This window comes from Acinetobacter sp. AG3 (assembly GCF_022343575.1).
Taxonomy (GTDB): domain Bacteria; phylum Pseudomonadota; class Gammaproteobacteria; order Pseudomonadales; family Moraxellaceae; genus Acinetobacter; species Acinetobacter guillouiae.
This window is the reverse complement of the sequence record NZ_JAKQZD010000001.1, coordinates 939,698-961,757: the sequence shown is the minus strand read 5'-3', so window position 1 is coordinate 961,757 and position 22,060 is coordinate 939,698. Positions and strand designations below refer to the sequence as shown.

General features: G+C 36.1%; 21 protein-coding genes. 11 read left to right on the top strand and 10 right to left on the bottom strand.

All coding sequences use genetic code 11. From position 1 onward, the window contains the following. Positions 1-41: 41 nt before the first annotated feature. Together L3V46_RS04665 and L3V46_RS04660 are read left to right on the top strand one after the other, a co-directional pair. On the top strand, positions 42-1,418 hold the full coding sequence (locus L3V46_RS04665) for an MFS transporter (protein ID WP_096734980.1): 1,377 nt from the start codon (positions 42-44) through the stop codon (positions 1,416-1,418). A gap of 20 nt (positions 1,419-1,438) precedes the next feature. Then, positions 1,439-2,680, top strand: coding sequence for an OprD family outer membrane porin (locus L3V46_RS04660; RefSeq protein WP_239045048.1), 1,242 nt, complete (start codon positions 1,439-1,441; stop codon positions 2,678-2,680). Between the two features lie 326 nt (positions 2,681-3,006). On the opposite strand, the gene L3V46_RS04655 is transcribed toward L3V46_RS04660, so the two are convergent. Together L3V46_RS04655 and L3V46_RS04650 are read right to left on the bottom strand one after the other, a co-directional pair. After that, complete coding sequence (locus L3V46_RS04655) at positions 3,007-3,756, bottom strand: IclR family transcriptional regulator C-terminal domain-containing protein (RefSeq protein WP_239045047.1); 750 nt, start codon at positions 3,754-3,756, stop codon at positions 3,007-3,009. Positions 3,757-3,768: 12 nt separating this feature from the next. Further along, positions 3,769-4,314, bottom strand: a complete 546-nt coding sequence (locus tag L3V46_RS04650) for a VOC family protein (RefSeq protein ID WP_239045046.1) — start codon at positions 4,312-4,314, stop codon at positions 3,769-3,771. A 123-nt stretch (positions 4,315-4,437) separates the two neighbouring features. On the opposite strand from L3V46_RS04650, the gene L3V46_RS04645 reads away from it, so the two are divergent. The 6 genes from L3V46_RS04645 to L3V46_RS04620 all read left to right on the top strand — a co-directional run bounded on the left by L3V46_RS04645 (position 4,438) and on the right by L3V46_RS04620 (position 10,962). After that, entirely contained in the window at positions 4,438-5,289 is an 852-nt protein-coding gene (locus L3V46_RS04645; protein WP_239045045.1) for a fumarylacetoacetate hydrolase family protein, read from the top strand. A 47-nt stretch (positions 5,290-5,336) separates the two neighbouring features. Continuing rightward, positions 5,337-6,824: a bifunctional 3-(3-hydroxy-phenyl)propionate/3-hydroxycinnamic acid hydroxylase gene (locus tag L3V46_RS04640; RefSeq protein ID WP_239045044.1), complete on the top strand. Its 1,488-nt coding sequence runs from the start codon at positions 5,337-5,339 to the stop codon at positions 6,822-6,824. Between the two features lie 55 nt (positions 6,825-6,879). Next, on the top strand, positions 6,880-8,274 hold the full coding sequence (locus tag L3V46_RS04635) for an MFS transporter (protein ID WP_239045043.1): 1,395 nt from the start codon (positions 6,880-6,882) through the stop codon (positions 8,272-8,274). Between the two features lies 1 nt (position 8,275). Beyond that, positions 8,276-8,944, top strand: coding sequence for a 3-oxoacid CoA-transferase subunit A (locus L3V46_RS04630; protein ID WP_239045042.1), 669 nt, complete (start codon positions 8,276-8,278; stop codon positions 8,942-8,944). An 18-nt stretch (positions 8,945-8,962) separates the two neighbouring features. Then, positions 8,963-9,622 (top strand): 3-oxoacid CoA-transferase subunit B, encoded by a 660-nt coding sequence (locus tag L3V46_RS04625; protein ID WP_239045041.1) that lies wholly within the window; start codon positions 8,963-8,965, stop codon positions 9,620-9,622. Between the two features lie 116 nt (positions 9,623-9,738). After that, the gene (locus L3V46_RS04620; protein WP_239045040.1) at positions 9,739-10,962 is read left to right on the top strand and encodes an OprD family outer membrane porin; all 1,224 of its coding nucleotides are present in this window, start codon (positions 9,739-9,741) and stop codon (positions 10,960-10,962) included. A gap of 400 nt (positions 10,963-11,362) precedes the next feature. On the opposite strand, the gene L3V46_RS04615 is transcribed toward L3V46_RS04620, so the two are convergent. The 3 genes from L3V46_RS04615 to L3V46_RS04605 all read right to left on the bottom strand — a co-directional run bounded on the left by L3V46_RS04615 (position 11,363) and on the right by L3V46_RS04605 (position 12,959). Continuing rightward, a complete protein-coding gene (locus tag L3V46_RS04615) occupies positions 11,363-11,806 on the bottom strand; it encodes a hypothetical protein (RefSeq protein ID WP_166781925.1) in 444 nt (147 codons plus the stop codon). 11 nt (positions 11,807-11,817) lie between these two features. Next, positions 11,818-12,117, bottom strand: coding sequence for a hypothetical protein (locus L3V46_RS04610; RefSeq protein ID WP_239045039.1), 300 nt, complete (start codon positions 12,115-12,117; stop codon positions 11,818-11,820). A 260-nt stretch (positions 12,118-12,377) separates the two neighbouring features. Continuing rightward, positions 12,378-12,959, bottom strand: coding sequence for a DUF4189 domain-containing protein (locus tag L3V46_RS04605; RefSeq protein ID WP_239045038.1), 582 nt, complete (start codon positions 12,957-12,959; stop codon positions 12,378-12,380). 446 nt (positions 12,960-13,405) lie between these two features. Here L3V46_RS04605 and L3V46_RS04600 point away from each other — a divergent pair, with 446 nt between their 5' ends. Both L3V46_RS04600 and L3V46_RS04595 read left to right on the top strand, forming a co-directional pair. Continuing rightward, positions 13,406-13,876, top strand: coding sequence for a hypothetical protein (locus L3V46_RS04600; RefSeq protein ID WP_239045037.1), 471 nt, complete (start codon positions 13,406-13,408; stop codon positions 13,874-13,876). 269 nt (positions 13,877-14,145) lie between these two features. Continuing rightward, on the top strand, positions 14,146-14,592 hold the full coding sequence (locus tag L3V46_RS04595; RefSeq protein ID WP_239045036.1) for a GNAT family N-acetyltransferase: 447 nt from the start codon (positions 14,146-14,148) through the stop codon (positions 14,590-14,592). Positions 14,593-14,817: 225 nt separating this feature from the next. On the opposite strand, the gene L3V46_RS04590 is transcribed toward L3V46_RS04595, so the two are convergent. Together L3V46_RS04590 and L3V46_RS04585 are read right to left on the bottom strand one after the other, a co-directional pair. Next, a complete protein-coding gene (locus L3V46_RS04590; protein ID WP_239045035.1) occupies positions 14,818-15,279 on the bottom strand; it encodes a hypothetical protein in 462 nt (153 codons plus the stop codon). A 164-nt stretch (positions 15,280-15,443) separates the two neighbouring features. Beyond that, positions 15,444-16,634: a Fic family protein gene (locus tag L3V46_RS04585; protein WP_239045034.1), complete on the bottom strand. Its 1,191-nt coding sequence runs from the start codon at positions 16,632-16,634 to the stop codon at positions 15,444-15,446. 684 nt (positions 16,635-17,318) lie between these two features. Here L3V46_RS04585 and L3V46_RS04580 point away from each other — a divergent pair. Further along, positions 17,319-18,206 (top strand): LysR family transcriptional regulator, encoded by an 888-nt coding sequence (locus L3V46_RS04580; RefSeq protein ID WP_239045033.1) that lies wholly within the window; start codon positions 17,319-17,321, stop codon positions 18,204-18,206. Positions 18,207-18,261: 55 nt separating this feature from the next. Here the strand turns inward: L3V46_RS04580 and L3V46_RS04575 are convergent, their stop codons facing one another. From L3V46_RS04575 to L3V46_RS04565, 3 genes are all read right to left on the bottom strand, one after another. After that, a complete protein-coding gene (locus L3V46_RS04575; RefSeq protein ID WP_239045032.1) occupies positions 18,262-19,524 on the bottom strand; it encodes an OprD family outer membrane porin in 1,263 nt (420 codons plus the stop codon). Between the two features lie 87 nt (positions 19,525-19,611). Then, a complete protein-coding gene (locus L3V46_RS04570; RefSeq protein ID WP_239045031.1) occupies positions 19,612-20,958 on the bottom strand; it encodes an aromatic acid/H+ symport family MFS transporter in 1,347 nt (448 codons plus the stop codon). 63 nt (positions 20,959-21,021) lie between these two features. Beyond that, positions 21,022-22,005 carry an amidohydrolase family protein gene (locus tag L3V46_RS04565; protein WP_239045030.1) on the bottom strand — a complete coding sequence of 328 codons (984 nt, stop codon included), beginning with the start codon at positions 22,003-22,005 and terminating at the stop codon, positions 21,022-21,024. Positions 22,006-22,060 lie beyond the last annotated feature (55 nt).

The window sequence follows — 22,060 nt, the reverse complement described above, 5'->3', positions numbered from 1 at the left end:
GAATAGATTGAAGCATAAGTGAAATACAAAAAGGAAAAGCTATGGAAAACTCTCAAGCAGAATTGCACGGCTCGACGCTTGCACTTCCCACTTCATCGGCATCACGTACTCGCAAAATTGCGATAGCAACGATTGTTGGGACCACCATAGAGTGGTATGACTATTTTATTTATGCCGCTGTAGCAGGCTTAGTTTTTAATCAACTGTTTTTTAAACCCGCAGGTCCAGCCTTTGCCACCCTGTTGGTTTTTGCATCTGTAGGGATCAGTTTTATTTTTCGGCCTTTTGGCGCATTTATCGCAGGTTATTTTGGCGATAAGTTTGGACGTAAAACCGTTCTAGCCGCTACATTAATCATGATGGGTGGAACCACAACTCTGATTGGCTTATTACCCACTTACGACAGCGTGGGTATCATTGCGCCTATCATTTTAATTTTACTGCGTATTTTACAAGGAATTTCCGCAGGCGGTGAATGGGGCGGCGCTGTATTGATGGCCGTTGAACATGCACCAACCCACAAACGTGGATTATTTAGCTCATTCCCACAACTCGGTGTTCCACTTGGTTTATTACTAGCATCACTGGTTTTAGTGATCATGACTGGCTATGTTTCACCAGGAGAAGAGTTTTTAGCATGGGGTTGGAGAATTCCATTTATATGCAGTATTTTTCTCTTTGCTTTAGGCTACTGGATTCGCCGTTCAGTTGAAGAAAGCCCTATTTTTGAGGAATTAAAGCAGAAAGGCACCACACAGAAACCGATCCGTGAACTTTTTGGACAGTATAAAAAAGTCATTTTTAGCTCAGCATTATTGATAGCTGGTACAACTGCGCTGGGCTACATGACTGCTGGTGGCTTTATTCAAAGCTTTACCACCAATCCAAATGGTCTGAATTTAGAGCGTCCAATCATTTTGACCTTGATCAGTATTTCTGCCGTTATTTGGACCTTCTTTACTTGGTTATCTGCAGTGCTTTCAGATAAATTTGGACGTAAACCAGTTTATATTTTCGGCTCATTGATTCAAATCATTACCGCTCTGGTACTTTTCCCACTGATCAGTACAGGCAACTATAGCTACATCATGTCTGGTCTAGCCTTATTATCAATGGGTATTGGAATCACCTATGGTGTGCAAGCTGTCTTTTATTCTGAACTCTTCCCTGCTTCTATTCGCTTTTCAGGTATATCCATCACTTATGCGATTGGCTCGATCATTGGCGGTGCGTTCGCGCCATTAATTGCAGCAGCATTAATCGGCAAAGTAAACGGTATTTATTTAGTCAGTGCATATTTAACCGTGATGTCCGTGATTGCTTTTTTAGCGATTTGTATTTTTAAAGACCGTACAGGTATTGCTTTAGAACCTGATGCTGAAGAAACCCAGAAAAAATCACCTTTCATCTGGAAATAAACTTAAGTCAAGGATGCCTTATGTTATTCAATACACCATTTACAAAGATTTTTACTACGCTCATATTCATCAATACTTGTGCTTTTACACAACTAGCGCTAGCCAAAGATGAATGGAAATTAACTTTAAAAAATGCCTATATTGATCGCAATTTTGACCAAGAAAATGTCAAAGATTCGGGGAGTTGGTCACAAGGCGTATCATTATTTTATCACTCACAATTTTATGACACACCCATTGAAATTTTAAAACATCCTCTGCAAATTGGCGTTGATGGTTCAGTGCAATATGCGGTACGTCTAAGCAATGACAAACATGTCAATGATACCGTATTGCCTTTTGACCCAGTCAAACAAGAACAAGCAGCAGACTATTTAAAATATGGGGGTACACTTAAACTTAAATATGATCAGGCAGAATTGAGAGTGGGTGAGTTATGGCTCAACTTACCCATGACCGCAATCGACACAAGCCGTCAGCTTTTAACGACTTATCAAGGGGTGAACTTAAAATTTCCAATTCAGGAAAAACTTAAAGTCGAACTTGGTCATGTGTCGAAAAACTCTCCTCGCAATGAGGAGGATTTTTATAAATTTTCTTATACGCAGAAAGGTATAAAACATTATTCAGATGGATTGGATTACCTGAATTTATCTTATGATGTAAATAAAGGTTTTAATATCAATTATTACTATGGGCATTTAGAAAATTTATATGATAAACACTATTTAGGTGTGGAGCATCAATACCCAATTGCTAACAATATCGCCCTGCATTCAAAATTACGATATTTTAATTCGCAAGATAATAGCAGTGCTTTAGACATCGATAGCCAAAATGTAGGTTTATTGGAAACATTGAAACTAAACAATCACACTTTAGGTGTCGGTTATCAACGAATTATTGGGGACGCCTACCCTTTGCCTGATGGTTTTTTACCTGAGCTTTATTTTATTAACTGGAATGTCACAGGCTTTTTTAAAGAAAATGAAAAATCATGGCATTTTGTTTATGGTTATGACTTTAAAGATTACATCCTCGGTTTAAACAGCATTGCAAAGTACGCGGTTGGACGAGATATTAAAATGAGCAATGGTGATAAAAATAAAGAGTCCGAGCTTGATGTTCTGACCACCTATAATTTTCAGCAACCTGCGTTAAAAGGACTGTCTTTACAGCACTTATTTACACGTTACCAGCAAGATTATGGGAGTGATTTTACAGAAAATCGTTTCTTTATCAATTATCAATATAAGTTCTAATCGTATCGAAATCGCTTCAATTCATGTCTGATGAATTTCATCAGGCATGGATGAGGAAAAAAGGTTTAGATCTATACATCAACGTTAGAAATTGAAGGGGCTGGATTTAGAAATTAATTGAGCAGCTCCTTCCTCGCTTATAAATAATGATTTTAAAGTATTAGCAGTTTAATTTTTTGTTCTATTTAACTGTGTTCTAATCAATTAAAACACTTCAAAATTTACGTATATTCGTGAAGTTAAATGATTGCCAAAGCATGATTATTGTTAATATCCAATGTCGGTCTAATGACTTTTCAATAACCAAAGAATCATCATAATTTCACTCATGACTCAGTCTTTTTAAACTCACTTTCGATGTGTTTCGCTGCTTTTGTTAACATCTCCACAATCGTTTCGACTTGAATCAAATTAAAGCGTTTTACTGACCCCACTATACTCAAAGCAAGTGGAAATGCCTTACTGGAATAAATAATTGGGACAGCAATTGCACCTAGGTGAGTTTCCAACTCCCCTTTAGAGACGTAATAACCTTGTTTTTTTGTTTGATTCAATTTGTCTAAAAATTCAGTTTCAGTCAGAGCAAATTCACTGGCAATATAATGGTCCTGAAAGTTTCGGAAAATCGATTTCTGAACTTTCGTGGTCGTATTTGCCAAAATAATTTTAGGCGCTGCCCCTGCGTATGCAGGTCGTGGGCGACCACGCCCATAGGACAATAGTGACGATTCCTTATAGCCTTCATGATGAATATCAATGCAATAATCCTCATAAAATTGTGTCAAACAACAATTAAATTCTGTTTGTTCAACTATATCCAGCATAAAAGGAATACTTAACCGTAGTATGGGATTAGATTGTTGTGAAATATAATCCATCACGGAAATTCGAGGTCCAAAGGTATATTGCCCACCATGCAAACGCTGTAAAATTCCGTGTGAAACTAAATCTTTAATATAACGATAACCTGTGGGTTTGGAAAAATTGAGTTTTTCACAAATAATGTCTGCATCCAAAACAGGCTCCTCTATCGAAAATAAAGTCAAAATATTTAACATGTTATTGGATGTGGACATAGACAGCTCAACTTAATTCATCGCCATGAGTTCACGCATTCTACCCTCCCATTCAGCTCTTTGGCAAAAACCTGGAAGTTTTTTGGCATGATTCTCAACTTCAGCCATCAAATCATCTTTAGTTTTGTTTAAATCCAATGGAATTTTCATTGGTTGTGACACATACCATGGCGTATCGATAAATAATTCTAGACGATTCCCTTCAGGATCAGGTGCATAAAACGAAATTGCATTGCCATGCGTAATTGGATCTAAATGTGAAATCTGTAACTCTACAAACTTCACATAGAGTTCTTGCAAAGTTTCCAAACTGTCTGCTTCTAAAGAAATCTGATTAATTGGATTAAAGATTTGCGCTTCAGGGCGACCTGTTGCCAACACAATTTGATGGTGTGTTTTCGGATCTCTGCTGAGAAAGACCAATTGCACATCCCCTCTCGGCGTATTTAAACGTCCGCGATCAGTCACAAAAAAACCAAGAATTTCAGTATAGAACTGTTCCATTTTAGCAATGTCGTTGACATAGATACCAATATGGCTGAATTTAAGACCTTTCATATTTTTCTCAATATTTGATAAAAGTATTGACATAAAATATATTGTTTGCCAGTATTATGTCAATTGTTATTAATTATTGATAATAATTCTAAAGACAATATGTATTTATCAAGGAAGATTTCTATGAAATTATTAAGTTTCAGCATTCAAGGTCAACAATTATTTGGTTTGGTTAAAGACCAGTCTGTGATTAATTTAAAAAAGCATTTAGCAAATAAATATGCAGATTTAAAAAGCTTGTTGGCCGAAGACAATTTTATTGAAATCGTCAAATCTGCTGAAAATGCAGCAGTAGACTATGCTTTAGCAGATATTCAGTTTGAAGCTGTGATTCCAAACCCTGAACAAATTTTTTGTATCGGTTTGAACTATACAGACCATGTACAAGAAACTCAGCAAGAAGTGACTGAAAAGCCGATGATTTTCTTTAGACTTGCACCATCACAAGTTGGTCATAATCAACCCCTACTTCGCCCTGTTGAAGCTGAACAATTTGACTATGAGGGTGAAATTGCCATTGTGATTGGTAAAGGTGGTCGCCGTATTGCCAAAGAAAATGCATGGGATCATATCGCAGGTTACTCTTGTTATAACGATGCTTCTGTACGTGATTGGCAGCGTCATACAGCGCAATGGGGACCGGGTAAGAACTTCTTCCAAACAGGTAGCTTTGGTCCTTGGTTAGTCACTAAAGATGAAATTAAACCCAATGAAATCATGACTTTGACTACCCGCGTCAATGGGCAAGAATTACAACATGCGAAAACTACTCAATTGATTCACGATATTCCTTCATTGATTAACTATATTTCTACATTTACACCGCTTAACGCAGGTGATGTCATTGTCAGCGGCACTCCAGGCGGTATTGGTTTAAAACGTACTCCTCCCATCTTGCTTCAAGAAGGTGATGTGGTTGAAATCGAAGTCGATAAAATTGGCATCCTCAAAAACATCGTAAAAAATGATGGCTAATTGGAAGTGGGGCAAATAAAGCCTCTTTCACTCAGGAGGAGTAAAAAATGGAATTAAAACAATATTATGACGTTGCCATTGTGGGTTATGGACCTACAGGTGTCACCCTTGCCAACTTATTGGTTAAACAAGGTTTAAAAGTCATCGTGCTTGAACGCGAAGCGCAGATATTACAATTACCTCGTGCGGTTCGCTTTGATGCCGAATGTATGAGAATCTTTCAAAGCATTGGTATTTCAGAGAAATTGCAACACGAGCTGGCACCCGGGCCAGGGATGAAATTTGTCGATGCTGAGGGGAATTTACTGATTACTTGGGAACGCCCAACGCAAAAGGGTATGCATCAATGGAGTTCAGCATATCGTATTCATCAACCTGATTTAGAAGCTACATTACGTGAGCATGTAGAACAAAATCCTCTACTCACTGTAAAAATACGCCATGAAGTATTTAAAATTGATGAACAAGCCAAAGACTGCACTTTGTTTTTTGAAAATTTAGCCAATGGTATTTTATACCAAGCAACCGCTAAATTCGTCGTAGGCTGTGATGGAACTCGTTCTTTGGTTCGCCGTTTGATTGGTACAACTTTTGAAGACTTAAATCTGCATAGTCGTTGGCTGGTGGTCGATTTTATTGCCAAGAATAATACCAATGATTTGGGTGATTACAGTATTCAATACTGTAACCCTCAACGTCCAATGAGCTATATCAAAGGCTTAGGCCAACGTCTACGTTGGGAAATCATGGTGATGCCTGAAGATGATGTAAATACACTTACTCAGCCGGAAACCATTTGGAAATTATTAGCAGATTATATACAACCTGAAAATGCCGAAATTGAGCGCGCTACAGTCTATACCTTCCACGCTTTGCTGGCAAAACAATGGTGCAAAAACCGTTTGATCATTGCTGGTGATGCTGCACACCAAACACCACCATTTATGGGACAAGGTATGGCTGCAGGTATCCGTGATGCTTCAAATTTAGCTTGGAAACTCAATGAATTGGTACGAGAGGATCAATCTTTTGAACTGGTTCAAAGTTACCATACTGAACGTATGTCTCATGTCAAAGAATTCATTCAAGGTGCTGTTAATTTTGGAAAAATTATCCAAAATTATTGTGCAAATCATGAGTATCAACAACAAGTTTCTCAACTCAAAAACTTCATTACCCCAACACCAAGACTGGGTGCAGGATTTATTCAAAATACAGATGAGATCAATGGTCAAATTGCTCCACAGTTTATTTTGGACAATCAAATATTGAGTGATGATGCTATTGGCTATCAATTCAGTCTATTTGTCCTACCTGAATATCAGGCTCAAATTAAAGAGCTTGAACTAAATAGCATTCAACGACTGAGTATTATCTATGCCAAGCAAGCAGAAATTTTGGATTGGCTCAATCACAATCAAGCGCATGCCATCTTAGTTCGTCCAGACCGTTATATTTTCGGTAAAGCCTCTCCACAACAAAGTATCGAACAATTAATTAAGGCAACACATTTATACGACGTGATTACGCAGTAAAAACCCTAGGTGATTTTCGGTCACCTATCCATACAGTGTTCAAAGGAAGAAAACTATGGATTCTCAAAAAATTGAAATTCAGGCAACTGATTTGCCAGAACAAAATAAAAAATTGGAAGACACTATACAGAAAGTACGACGTAAGCTTCTATATTTTCTATTAATACTCTTCATTTTCTCATTTTTAGATCGGATCAATATCGGTTTTGTGGGTAAACAACTCAGTGCAGATTTAGGATTAACCGCACTCAGTTTTGGTCTAGCCAATACCATTTTCTATATCTTTTATATTTGCTTTGGCATTCCAAGCAATATGATGTTAAAAAAATTTGGGACGAAACTTTGGATCGGTAGCATCATCATCGTTTGGGGAATTGCTTCGAGCTGTACTGCTTTTGCCACTGATGAAAAGTCACTCTATATCATTCGTGCCATTGTTGGGATTGCTGAAGCTGGCTTTATGCCAGGTATGTTATTGTATTTAACCCAATGGTTCCCAGCCTCACATCGCTCGCGCGCCAATGCCATCTTTATGTTGGCTATGCCGTTTACTGCCATGTTTGGTGCAGTGGTCACAGGTTATATTTTAAATTTACACAATTGGTATGGCTTTACAGGTTGGCAATGGGTGTTTTTACTTGAAGGATTACCTTGTGTCTTTCTTGGACTCTTGGTCTATGCCAAATTACCAAACACGCCTAAAGATGCCAAATGGTTAAATGAAGAAGAAAAGCAAGTTCTCATTCAGGCGCTTAAAGATGAAGAACTGCAAGGTACTCAATTACACAGTCAAAGCAACCCTACTGTTCATGCTGAAACTCTGCTTCACGCTTCAAATAAAACGTCTACTTGGGCATTTCTAAACAGCTCAGTGGTACGTTGTGCTGTCGTGTATTTCTGTATTGTGACAACCTGCGGAATGGTCAATATCTGGGTCCCACAAATTGTTTCTGCATCACTACCGAATTTAAATTCAGTCACTCACGGAATCATTGTCGCGATTCCACATTTAGTCACCATCATTGCCTTGTTTTTACTGTGTTATCACTCGGATAAAACACAAGAAAGATATTGGCATACCTTTTTCCCAATGCTCTTTGGTTTTATCGGTTGGCTCATGGCCGCCTATTTACAAACACCTATCCTGCAAATTATCGGCTTATGTTTGGCATGTATGGCAGGGTTCAGCACCATGGGGATTTTCTGGGCATTTGCCGATGAAAGCTTATCCACTGATCACAAAGCCATCGGTATTGCGTTTATTAATGCCTTTGGTAATTCAGCAACCATTGTCAGTTCATTCTTAATTGGCTTTCTCAAAGATCTGACCTATTCATTTGCAACAGGCATGGTTTATGGCAGTGTTTTGATGCTCATAGGTGCGATCATCATGCTGACATTCACCCTAAAAAGAATGCCACAAAAGTTCGTGATCAAAGGACAGGTTTAATATGAACAAAATTCATCATTCAGCTTATGAACTACTTCGATCTATTCCCAATAGAGCAACTATTCTCATTGGCGGGTTTGGGGCTGCGGGACAACCTACGCAACTGATTGATGCTTTAATCGAAAACGATACTAAGGACTTAACGATTGTCAGTAACAATGCGGGAAATGGTGACTATGGTTTGGCGAAGCTGCTTAAAACAGGTCGAGTCAAGAAAATGGTCTGCTCTTTCCCTCGTCAATCTGATTCGTGGGTCTTTGATGAATTGTACCATGCAGGAAAAATCGAACTGGAACTTGTTCCACAAGGTAATCTGGCTTGTCGCATTCAAGCGGCAGGTATGGGCTTAGGTGCAGTATTTACTCCAACAGGTTTCGGCACTCTGCTCACGGAGGGTAAGGAAATTCGTCAGATCAATGGAAAAGACTATGTACTTGAATTACCAATTAAAGCTGATTTTGCCTTGATCAAAGCACACAAAGGTGATCGTTGGGGAAATTTGATTTACAACAAATCTGCCCGTAACTTTGGCCCAATCATGGCAATGGCGGCGACCACCACCATTGCTCAAGTTTCAGAAATAGTTGAATTGGGTGAACTTGATCCTGAACATATCATCACTCCAGGTATCTTTGTACAACACGTTGTTCAAGTACAGCCAGCCCCATAAGCGATAAGGAGAAATAATATGAGCTACCAGAAACTCAGTCGTGACCAAATTGCAAAACGTGTGGCACAGGATATTCCAGAGGGCGCCTATGTAAACTTAGGGATTGGTTTACCAACCAAGGTTGCCAGTTATTTGCCTGCAGATAAAGATGTCTTCCTTCATTCTGAAAATGGCTTACTTGCGTTTGGCCCACCGCCTACGCCTGATATGGAAGATCCTGAACTGATCAATGCGGGTAAAGAATTTGTGACCATGCTGGAAGGTGGCAGTTATTTTCACCACGGCGACTCATTTGCCATGATGCGTGGAGGTCATCTCGATATATGTGTACTGGGTGCATTTCAAATTGCAGAAAATGGTGATTTAGCAAACTGGCATACAGGTACGGCAGATACAATTCCAGCAGTGGGAGGAGCAATGGATTTAGTTGTAAGTGCCAAGAAAGTATTTATCACCACAGAACACACCACAAAAAAAGGGGAAGCAAAAATTGTCAAACAACTAAGTTATCCATTAACAGGGAAAAACTGTGTAGACCGTATTTACACTGACCTTTGTGTTATTGAAGTAACTGCTGATGGGTTAAAAGTGATTGAAATGGTGGATGGGCTTTCTTTTGAGACATTACAGTCTTTAACTGACGCACCATTAACCAATATGACTGCAATCACTGCATAAATGGAATGATTTTCTTAATAATCGATATCAAAAAACAGATGTGATAAACCAATGGCTGTCTGAAAGCGGAATTTCAGCTGCCAAACTCAAAACTAAAATATTTTCAGGAAGAAAACATGAAACTTAAAACAATCCTTTTGGGTATATTGGCTTCTTATTGCCTAAATTCAGCAACTCATGCAGATTTTATTAAAGATACAACCGCCAATCTTTATTTAAAAAATTTCTATTTCGATCGTAATTTTGACGATGCTCATAGTAAAGATTTAAACAACTGGTCACAAGCCGCAACCTTCAACCTCAATTCTGGTTATACCGATACACCGGTACAACTCGGTTTGGATCTATCTGCACGCTATGCTTATCGTTTAAGTTCAGCTAAAAATATTGTAGATAACATCATGCCTTATGACGCTGTTAAACAACAACAAGCCCAAGATCAACTAAAACTCGGTGCAACAGCAAAATTTAAATATGGCAAAACTGAACTCAAAATCGGTGAAGTTATGCCAAAATTACCCATTGTCCATACTGATGCGGTAATGCAACTCCCTACCACATTTCTTGGTGGTATTTTAGAATCAACGGATTTAGCCAATAGTAAAATCACTGTTGGACGTTTAAACAAAGTCAGTGGTCGTAATACAGAAGATTATTTTAAATTTCATCTGGTCAATGGCAAAAATAAAGCTCAAGCAGATGCTTTAGATTTTGCAGGAATTGATTATGATTTTAACAAGCAACAAGTTCGTTATTTTTATGCAAAATTAGAAGACATTTATGATCAACATTTTTTAAGTTATGAACTTAGACATGATTTCAATAAAAAAACCCATTTAAAATCAAATTTCTATATTTTTGATACCAAGGAATCTGGGAATGCATTGGAAGGAAATATTGATAATCAAGTCTATGCCACTATTCACATGCTAAACCATGGGAATCACACCTTTGGACTGGGTTATAAATATGTTACAGGTGACAATGCCTTTCCTCTTTTAGCAAATTGGGTTCCACAAGTATATTCTGCTAACTGGTCGGTGGGCACTTTTATGCAACAGGATGAACGGTCTTTGCAAATTCGCTATGATTATGACTTTAAGGACACACCATTAAATGGCTTAAAAAGTATCATTCGTTATTATAATGGTGATCATATTAAAACAGCCACTGGTAATAATGGTACTGAAAAAGAGTTTGATCTGATTTTAAATTATGATTTCCAACAGCAAAAGTTTAAAGGTTTGGGTATCTCATGGTTATATGCAGATTATAAAAATTCTGTGTCAAAAGATTATATTGAGAACCGTATTGCACTTTATTACAATCATACCTTTTAAAACCTGAATACGTCATTTTTAAAAACCACCTATAAGCAACTACTAGAATATAATCGAGTAGTTGCTCTTAGTAGTCTTTGTGATAAAGATGAAAATTCAACTGACGGAAAAAGCTTAAGTGCTTTGTTTTTAAAAAATCAAAAGAAATGTAAAGTTTCCCGTGTACAGATGAACAGGTAATGAATGCTTATGATGAACTCATTGGTTTACCTACAGAACAGCAAAAAAATACGATGCAGAACGGCAGATAAACAGATCAAAGCCCATTTCTGAAAACTTACGACTTATTTGATAAAACTATTTCAGCGTGCCGAATTCTAGAGCTGCTTTGACTCAGATATAGATGTTGAAAGTAAGATTTCAAGTCACCTGTATTATGATAATTTTACAGAAATCAGAATTATTGGCATTCTCGTATACTCTTATCCCGACTATTGAAATTCATAATTGAATTTTTTTTACTTAGACAGAAGTAATTTATAAATTCATATTGTCTAAAGGATTTTCCTTTTTTTAACTCAATACGGATCTGAGTCTCTAAATAATTTGACATAAGCATATCTTTTGAAAAGCAAAAAATATACTTACTATCTTTATTAGACAAATTTTCTAAACTTTGTGCATATATTTTCTTTGATAATTCATCATTGAAACTTCCACTTTCATTTTTAAATGATGTGTCAAACATTGAAAACTCATTAGAATCATAAATTTCTTGGGGTTTTAATGAACAAATGCTCTTATCTTCTAATATTTCATATTGGAAATCAGCTACACGTTTCTCTTTACAACCAATTAATATTATTGATATAAAAAAAACACTTAATAAATTAATATTTTTCATGAGATGATAATTCAGTAAATTAAAGGAATTAATGGAGTCGGAGTAGAATTAGAAACCAGTGTATATCCTGAAGGATTACTTATAATCGGTTGCATTACCTGTCTTATATACTGTGAATTATCAGCTATATGATTTCGCCAAGCTAAACTGAAATTAATCTGATTATATCCTTCAATTAATCCAAAATAATCAGCTACAATATTAGCCTGTTGCTCAGGATTCAATTTTTTAAAATCTGTATCTTTATTTAATTCATAATCATATGGGTCATAGACATAATCAGGTAAAGTCCACTCTAATGTTTGTAGCACTAGCCCTCTGCCCATTACATTGATATTAAAGCATAAGAAAGAAACAATACAAAATTTGATCACCCTTGCTCAAAACTTTCTCCATTAACAAAATGATTCCTATACGAAATAGCAGGTATTTCCAGTACCAAACTAGAATCATCCATTAAACAAAAACCACCCGAAGGTGGTTTTATTTGTCTTAAAAACTCGCTTCAGCTCGACTCCGTAAACGTCTTTCTAAGCTTTGTATTTCATATTTTAATCACAAAATAAAACGCTTATGGAAGATTAAGCCTACGGCAATCTTCATAAATAATTTTGCATTGAGCCTCTGGGAAGCCATCATAACGACACGCCTCTAAAACTTTTTTCCGTCCTAAAGCTTTTCTACTTCCTGGGACTAACATTGGAACAACATCGCGCACTTCACCCGCCGTTGTTCGTGCTTTATACAATCTATTTGTTCCTTCAGCTTGCCCTATAGTCGCGCAATGGTTGTCATCATAAGTAAACCAAATTCTGCAATCAGTCCCACCTTTTTTTTCACAAGCTTGCAATGCTTTCTCTTCTAACTTTCCGCGGAAAATTTTTGCAGTAGCCACACCAATTACACCATTTGTACCCGAAGCCACATAACCTTCTGTGCTTGGTGTCCGATAGCTTGGAGCTGAATATCCCCCACTGCTTCCATAATTTGGAATAGGCGCACAGCCTTGTACACCTTGACCACCGACAGGATAATAGCCCGGAGGACAATTCCCCTCAGCATGCGCAACACCTGACATCGTTAAAGAAAATAGAGTAAGAGAAATTAACGATATAAAAAATTGTATGATCTGCGGTCTATTGTATTTAGCCATAATTTTTCATCCATGCCGTAAATTATTTTGTGAAATATCTATCATTTATAAGTTAACTTTTAGTTGTTCTAAATCTTAGAATAATTCATCACTAAACTCAAATTTTGAATTGGCATTACTTATTTTTATTCTGATGTTCGTGCTCACCACAACTTGATATTTATGAAATATTTACAATTAAATCAATATATTGATTAACAAACCCAACATAATAAAGTTTATCCAAAACAGTTCTCAATACGAGGATCTCGCCTTCTAAAAAGATCATCAATGGACTATGAGCAGAGGAAAGTTAACACCAAATTATTTTAGTAAGAATGGGCTTTTGACTATCAATAGTTATGCAATATAATCGTGTGAAATATATACCAAATAATAAATTATGATGAATTAATATCTCGCTCTGCTCTGTACGTATAACATTGATTATTTCAGGAGTCTTTTCCATGCCTTTATTCAAATATAGTTGTATCACCCTCATGGTGCTTAGTATCAGCGCTTGCGCCACCTTGGCCACCAAACCCAATGAAGTCGAAGTGGCTGCACAAAAACTAGTCGGGCAACCAGCCAGTAATGCATTTAAAATATTTGGCAAACCTGATCATGGTCTAGGTCCATCGTCGTATGGTAGTGGTGGCTTCTATGGGTGGAATCGAGTGCAGACTCATGTAACACCAGAAAAAGTTTTCGTGCAGACAGGTGTTGAGTATATTGGCCAAAAGACGACCATGGTTGGAATCGGTGGCGGCGGCGTGGTTGGCCAAATGCCAGTTGGTAGCGAACCAGTATATCGGAAGACTGGATATACAGAAAATCGGACTGTTATCGATTACTTTTGCAATATCACACTGTACACAGACGGTAAGAACATCATCACCGATGCCAGCGTAATCGGTTGTGATAAAAAGAAGAAATAGAGTAGCTTAAGCCTATAATTTCAAATGAGCTTATATCTGATTTAGGCTCACTTGAGCACTTTATTCTTCGCATGATTCAAAGCCCTATACTCATTGTGTTTAGCAACAGTATCAATACCTCAAAGTAAAATATCTTTACTCTGCCCTGATTCTATTTTTTGCGGCAAGGCTATTATTAGGCGATTGATCTATAAAGAAACTATCTAGAATTTCTTATCACGACCATAATTTTAAATTGGTCTATATATTTTGCTATAGTGAATAGCGTAATGACTGATATAAATGAACATATGCTTATTCGCCTAGCGACTGAAACTGACACTAAAGACTTAATCGCTATCGACAGTGTTGCCTCACACGATCCGCAGCGAATATTGCAAATCCACAATTGGTGTATGCAGGGTGTCTGCTTTCTTGTTGAAAAAAATGGAAAAGTAATGGGCTACGGCGTTTTAAATTACCATTTTTTCGGATGCGGTTTTATTGAGATGCTGATGGTCGCAGAACCTTATCGTCGCTGTGGTACGGGACGTGTATTACTGAACGCATTAAAGGCTAAATGCCAACATCCAAAGCTTTTTACCACAACGAATCGATCTAACTTGCCAATGCAGCAGTTATTACTAAATTCTGGATTTATTGCGAGCGGTCACATAGAAAATCTTGATGATGGTGATCCAGAGTTAGTTTATTTTTATTCTAAACCTCTAATATAATTACATTTTAACTTATTTTTTTAGGTAATACGGATGAATCGTAAATACTATGATAAAAACTTAAATCAAAGATAACGAAAGATTATAGAATTGCTTATCACGATTTCAACCTGTAGAGAAGTTGAATTTTTAATGTGTTAAAAAAAGTACCTTAAGGTACTTCTATATAAAAATGAATAATTAAAAAACCCATTCAACGCCAATCACTTTTAAAGATATTCATCATCACTCCCCTACAGGGATTGAATATTTAAGTTGATTATTCTTCTGTTCTAAAGGCATCTGATTTTGCTTAATCATTTTCTGTTGATAATCGCGCTCTGAAATTACCCCTCTATTGCGGGCCTTTTGCAATGATTTTAGCTGTTGTTCGCTTTCATGTGCATTCAAAGCATAAGTATCATTATTTTTCAGAAGATATTGAGATCTTTCAAATGGACTCATATTAGAAGTATTTGCTCGATTTTCATACATTTTTGCGACATTTACATCACGTTGAGCGATACGATCTTGCTCTTGTTGCTTTGACAACTCAAAAAAATCAACATTTTCACTATTTTTATTCCCATATTGAGGTTCTTCATTTTGTAAAAATACATAGGATTGATGTTTTTTCGACCAATCTTCAGCACTATACACAGAACCAGCAATTACAGGACTGATCAGCAACATTAATATTTTTTTCATCAAGTATACTCAACTCAAAATAGTGAAAGTCATAGCGATGTATCATACTCTATTTGTAATGTACGTGATTTTCAAATCGTGCTTGTAGATGTCCATGATAGATATTTAGGCATGAAAAAGCGCTGAAATTGTTGATACAAGAAATTAAAGGATTCACTTATTAATCAATTTCCCATAACGACCAATCCATCCTGTTCAGATAAAAATTTTAATTCAACAAGCTTATCAATATCTCTATAAAATGTTCTTTCGGTTTTTCTATCATATAAAATCTGGATTTGTGGAATACGGTAAAGTTCTGCTTTTGACAAAAATTTATTACTTTCACTCATCACTCGCATCACATTATGAATAAGATTGAATTGTCTATCTGAAATTTCCTTCCTAAATTTAGCGTTATTTAAAGCTGTTTGGTAAAGCAAATATCCGATTAATTTATTACTTTCATCATGAAGATATTCAATTGTTTCAAACATACCATTCAATATAAATTCAATAAATGGCTGATTAGGATTATCTTCCTTTTTATCAGCTAGTTTTCTACACTGATTGAATAAAGCAAAATATTCATGGATATTCGTTTGATAATACTTCCAAATAGCAGATGAACTAAACCGATATCCTGACTGCTCAAGAATAAACATTTCAATCAGACGCCCAGTACGTCCATTACCATCCCAAAATGGGTGAATTAGCTCAAAATAATAATGTGCTAGCCCTGCTCTAATTATCGCTGGTTGATTAATTACGTTTGGACTATTTAACCATTCTATCCACGCCTGAATAAGATATTCAATATCCTCTATGCACTTGGGTGGTCGATAGGTCCCTCCATGAGAATCATTACCAACTATTGTTTTTTGAGTTGGCTGGTTATTTCGTAACTGCCCTGCTGGATTATGTTGCTCTTCTAAATTCTGAGATACCAATATATGTAATTGAAACATCGTAGAAAGTTCAAAAGGCTTACCATCTACAGGCTTTAACTGTTTAGAACTGGTTTTTTTTATCCATTCAATAGATTCTTTTAAATTTGTCAGTCTTCGCTCTTCTGACTTTTGAATAGTCTTAGGGTCTTGTTTTAATATGTTTGCAGTTTCTTGTTCTGTAAATTGCCCTCCCTCAATAGTATTGGAACTGTAAATACTGCTTGCTAATACCTTATCCTGCACTTGATCAATAATTAAGGGCAAACTTGGGGTTTTGTTAAAGCGCTTTTGTGAATCATTGACACGATTAAGCATCGCTTGGACTTGAGTATGTTCAAAACCCAATTGAAAAGTAAAAAAGCCTGATTTATATGTCATGACTTTTAACGTCGTTTCATCTATCCATGTTTTACTTTGTTCAGGCATATTTTGTCAGAAAAAATGTCAAAGAAAATGTCAAATCATTATTATTGTATTTCAGTTATTTAGTCAATTTTTTAATAAAAAAAATCAAAAAAATGTCAAAGAAAGTGTCAGAAAAAATGTCAAAAAGAAGAGTTTTAACTAAAATATATAAATATCATAAACTTAATCATATTGAGAAATTATCTAAAATACATCGTACTTATTACACCGTTTTTAATGTGTTGAAACTGGTCACGCAGTATTTATCTAACCTTCTTGCTAATTTATTGAATGTTATTTGTGCGCACTCCTCTTTTTTTTGCTTTACAGGCTGAGTATTTAATGAAAAATACTTACCATACTGCTCAATACAGAAGTTCTTTGATTTAGTTTTAAAAGAATCATATTTTTCTATGGCATATTTAGCTATAACACTTTTTATTCAATTTTATTTACAGTTTTTAAATTAAACTTATATTTTTCAAAATATTAATTTTTCTCACAACCATCCTAACTACTGTTATAATGACCACTGCAAGTCAAATCGTTATTTTTAAATTTTAATGAAAATGGGATTTTTGAAAAAAATAAAAAGTTAACAACTCATCAAACACTTCAAATTTAATTTTAAAAAGCATCAATTATATTTTGGACAGACGTGTGCTATGCAAAAATTAAATTGATTTATGCTACGGAAAGCAAATTATGCAAAATGAAATTAGTGATTTAGATTTCTTTATAACATTAGCCTCATCAAAATCAATGACGCGTGCTTCCATTGAAATGGATATTCCCCTGCCAACGGTAAGTAGAAAGTTAGCAAAACTTGAATATTTTTATGGTAAGAGGCTTATTAACAGATCTGCTAGACAATTTGATTTAACCGAGGCTGGTAAATTATTATTAGATCGCAGTATTTACATATCATCTTTAATGAAACAAGTTCATGAAGAGGTTTCTCAAAATGTGAATTCTTTTGCAGGTAAATTACGTATTGGTAGCTTAAATTATCTTGGCCGCAGTAAGTTAGGTGATTTAATAGCAAAATTCAGCGTACCACATCCAAATCTAGAAATCGAACTCATTCTTTCTGACTCGAAAATGGATCTTGTGGAAAATGAACTCGATATCCTTTTTCAACTCGAACAACCCAATAATGTAATCTACAACTCAGAGATTTTACTCGACACTAGACGTATATTCTGTGCATCACCCAAATATTTTAATAAATTTGGCTATCCTACACACCCCTTAGACTTACTCAATCATCGCTGCATTTGCCTAATAAGAAATCGCCACATATACCAAGATTGGAAATACAGCATAAATGACGAAATATTTGAGGTTCATGTACACCCTTATTTAAAGAGTAATAATGCTGAAGTTACGCACCAATGGATGATTCAAGGATTTGGTATCGGATATCGTTTATATCACGAGGTCAAACAAGAATTAGAAGATGGTATATTAATTGAGTGTTTTAAAGACAATCATTCATCTGAATTATCACTTTACATGGTGTATTCAAAATTAAAAAAGAGAGAGGTTGTCAAAGATTTTATTAACTTTACCAAAGACAATATTAATTATTGAATTCTCTTGGAATGTTATAAGTGAACCACCAATAACATTCCATTTATTTTATGCTTTAAAATTTCCACGTGTAATCAACATTGACCCTCGTTTCATTGGCAGGTCTGAATACGATTCTCTCATTAGGTAAATCATTACGATAACGCGTATAGCGAGCACGGATACCAACACCCTTGAGCATTCCACGAGGTATGCGATAGTTTAGATCAAAATCGAAAGAGTCTTCTTCAAATACCTCACCCTTTAACCGAGGAATTTCGATATCAGTTCCTTGGCTATATCTCGCCATAAATTTTAAACCATCTAAAGCAGTATCTTTAAAATCATAGTCATATCGAACACTGATAACTTTTTCATTTTGATTGGTGAAATCAGCACTTATACTATCCATAAATACTGCGGGTTCAGCATGACTCAATGTTGGCATTGCAGTATCACCTAAAGAGTGCATATATCCTAAACTCAAGGTATGATTTTGAATATTTAAACCGACGATCCCACTTAAATGCTGATTGTCTATTTTCCCTGCTAATTCTTTTCCAGCATCTTCACTGAGAAACGCTCTAAAATCACCAAGAACATGACCGATTCCGACATCATGTTTGGTTTTGATACCAATAAAATTTTGATAATATACATCATACAAATTTGCGTGATATAGATCTGCTTTAACGCCTTCACTAAATTGATATTCAGCACCAAGCATATATAAGCCTGAAGACTCAGCAGCTGTTTTAAATCGCCCATTGATATTTCCTATACGAATTTTTTCATAGTTCGTAGAGTCCCTATGATTGACTCGATCGACATATAATCCATGAAGTTTAAGATCTTTTATTTCATTAAACTGCACGTGTGCACCATGGTAATTCTGTTGGAATAGCCGTGCGGGGCTTGAAAAAATTACTGGAAACATTGGCGAAAGTGTCCCGATATGAACTGTCGAATCACTTACTTTGGTTTTCAGGGTCCAACGCAACTCTCCTGTCTGATCAGGACGCTCATTGTTTCTATCTACAGGCAATAAACCTGAAGCAGCATAATCTTTATTATTTCCCATAAGATTAAAACCTGCTAAAGCAAGAACATCCAAACCAAATCCTACGTTTCCGCTGGTATATCCAGATTTAGCATTTAGGATAAAACCTTGAGCCCAATCTTTTGCTGCAGGATATGGAACATTATTTATGTAATCTCTATCAAAGTAATAATTTTTTGTCGTTAACGATATTTTACGATCTTTGATAAATTCAGCATTTGTAATTGTAGGAAGCGTTGTCGTGAGGCCGACTAATCCAAGAAAAAATATATTCTTCATGATATGTACCTTTTTTACTTAAATTTTTAAGGTGTAAAAATCCTGACTACCTGAAAATAATTGAGGTAGTCGTTATTGTTTTTTTATTTAAACTTTTGAAGTTTGAGGAATTGTCACGTTAGAAGTTGAATAACGCCCTTTCAAATAAAGCGCTAGCGCCGAAATTAAAATAGGCACTGCAAGTACGAAGAAAATACCACTCATACCGAGATTAAATGTGAAAATATAAGCGCCGAAAAATACCCCGAAAATAGCACCAAAACGGCCTAATCCGTGCATCCATGAAACACCAACTCCACGGCATTCTGCAGGATAAAATATCGCAGCTAAAGATGGCAATGAGGATTGTGCGCCAACCAAACCTGCGCCAGCTAAGAAAATAAACAATGCGAGTAAATAAATATTTTGTGTAAGGAATCCTGTTATGACGAATAATACGGCTGATATAAAATATGCAAAAGTGATGGTTTTATTCACGTCATACTTACTCATAAACCAACCAATGAGGATTGTTCCTGCAACGCCACCAAATGGGAAAACTGCTGTGACTAAACTAAACTGTTCCGGTGTAAATCCTGATTCCTTAAGAAGCGTGGGCATCCAGCTTGTAAGTACATAAAATACCAATAAACTCATAAAGCAGCAGAGCCACATCATTGCAGAGGGTACAATAAACTTGCCGACGACAAGACCAACGGGATTGGTATTTTTTTCATTTAAATCAGCATCTAGAGGTGTAACAGGAACTAATTTTGCATCGATAAATTTACCCTGTATATTTTTTACAATTTCTAATGCTTCGACTTGTCCTTGTTTTTTAATCAAAAAATGTAGCGATTCTTTTAAAAGAAAAATTGATACAACGGCAACCACTACAGGAATAGCCCCGCCTATATAGAGGACCATTTTCCAACCATGATTTGATAGAAGTCCTGCTGATAAAACACCACCAATCGTAATACCAAGCGGTAGTGCACAAAATAATAAATTCACCATCCATGCACGGCGATGTGCTGGCATATATTCAGATACAAGTGTTGCAGCATTTGGCATTGCAGCGCCAAGTCCTAATCCCGTTAGGAATCGATATATCACCATTTCAGTCGTGTTATTTGAAGTACCTGTCAGTATGGTTAAAACGCCAAAAATAAATGCCGAACCAATGATGACCCATTTTCTTCCAATCTTATCTGCTAATATTCCTGCAAATATTGCTCCAATCGCCATTCCTATTAAGGCAACACTCATCACTGGGCGTAGATCATTTTTAGTGATCCCCCAATCATCTAACAATGCAGGAGCGATAAACCCAACTACCCCCGTATCAATACCGTCTGCTAGAATCACCAAAAAACAAAGTATAAATATTATCCACTGTTGCAGAGATAATTTTCTAGTATCAACGGCTTGCTGTATATCTAGTATTATTTTCATCATAAAATCCTTTTACTGCATTAAAAATGCCAATAACAATCATTGTTATTGGCTTGAGCTACTTTAAATGCTTAACTTGAATAATTTGTGTGCATTATGACGGCCTATTTTTTCTCGATCATTCTCACCAATTTCGGCATGATCAAACCAATGTGTCGCTTCTTCCATGTCTTCAAATGGATAATCACTTGAGAATAAAACACGATCAGATCCAATTTCATCAATTGCATTTTTCATGGTAATTGTTCGAAAGTTACCACTTGTTGTTAAATAAAAATTCTTACGGAAATAATCAATAAATGGTTTTTCTGCTTTTACACCGAGTGGATTACGACCATTCGCCGATGCCCAATGCGATGTACGCCAAATATTATTTTGAATTAACTCGCCTAGATGTCCTAAAATAATATTAATATTTGGATACTTATCAAATAAACCGGAACCAATTAAACGCAGTGCATGTACACCTGTTTCAACTGAGAATGACCATGCAGGACCCATTAACCAAGGATGATCTTTGATACCCAATTGCTGACTTAAAAGTGGATTACGCGGATGTAAATAGAATGGTACATCGAGTTTAGCAACCTCAGCCCAAAAATCTAAATACTCCTCAGCATCATAATATTTTGCTGTTTCATCATTATTTAAATTTGAGAAACCATTTACTAAAGCACCCGCAAAACCGAGTTCTGTTACACAGCGATTGAGTTCTTTTGTCGCTGCTTCTGGGTCTTGTAATGGTAAGGCAGCAAAGGCCCCAAAGCGATCGGGATGTTTAGCGATTAATTCAGCTAAGGTGTCATTTGCAATTTCTGCAACTTCAACAGCTCTTTTGGGATCTGGTATCGCTTGAATCGCTGGTGCATTTAAAGAAATGATTGAGTATTCAATACCCGTTTCATCCATACGGCGTAAACGTTCCCCAGTTATATCTAGTAATTGACTCCGCTTAGTTCTCCAAACATCTGGTACAAAGAATCTTTCTGAATCACCAAGTGTCTCTTGAATTGCAAAATGTTCTTCTAAAGCAATCTTCCCTTTCATTTACGACTCCATAATTTATTAAAGGTATAGACGTAGCTTAGGTGGATCAAAAGAA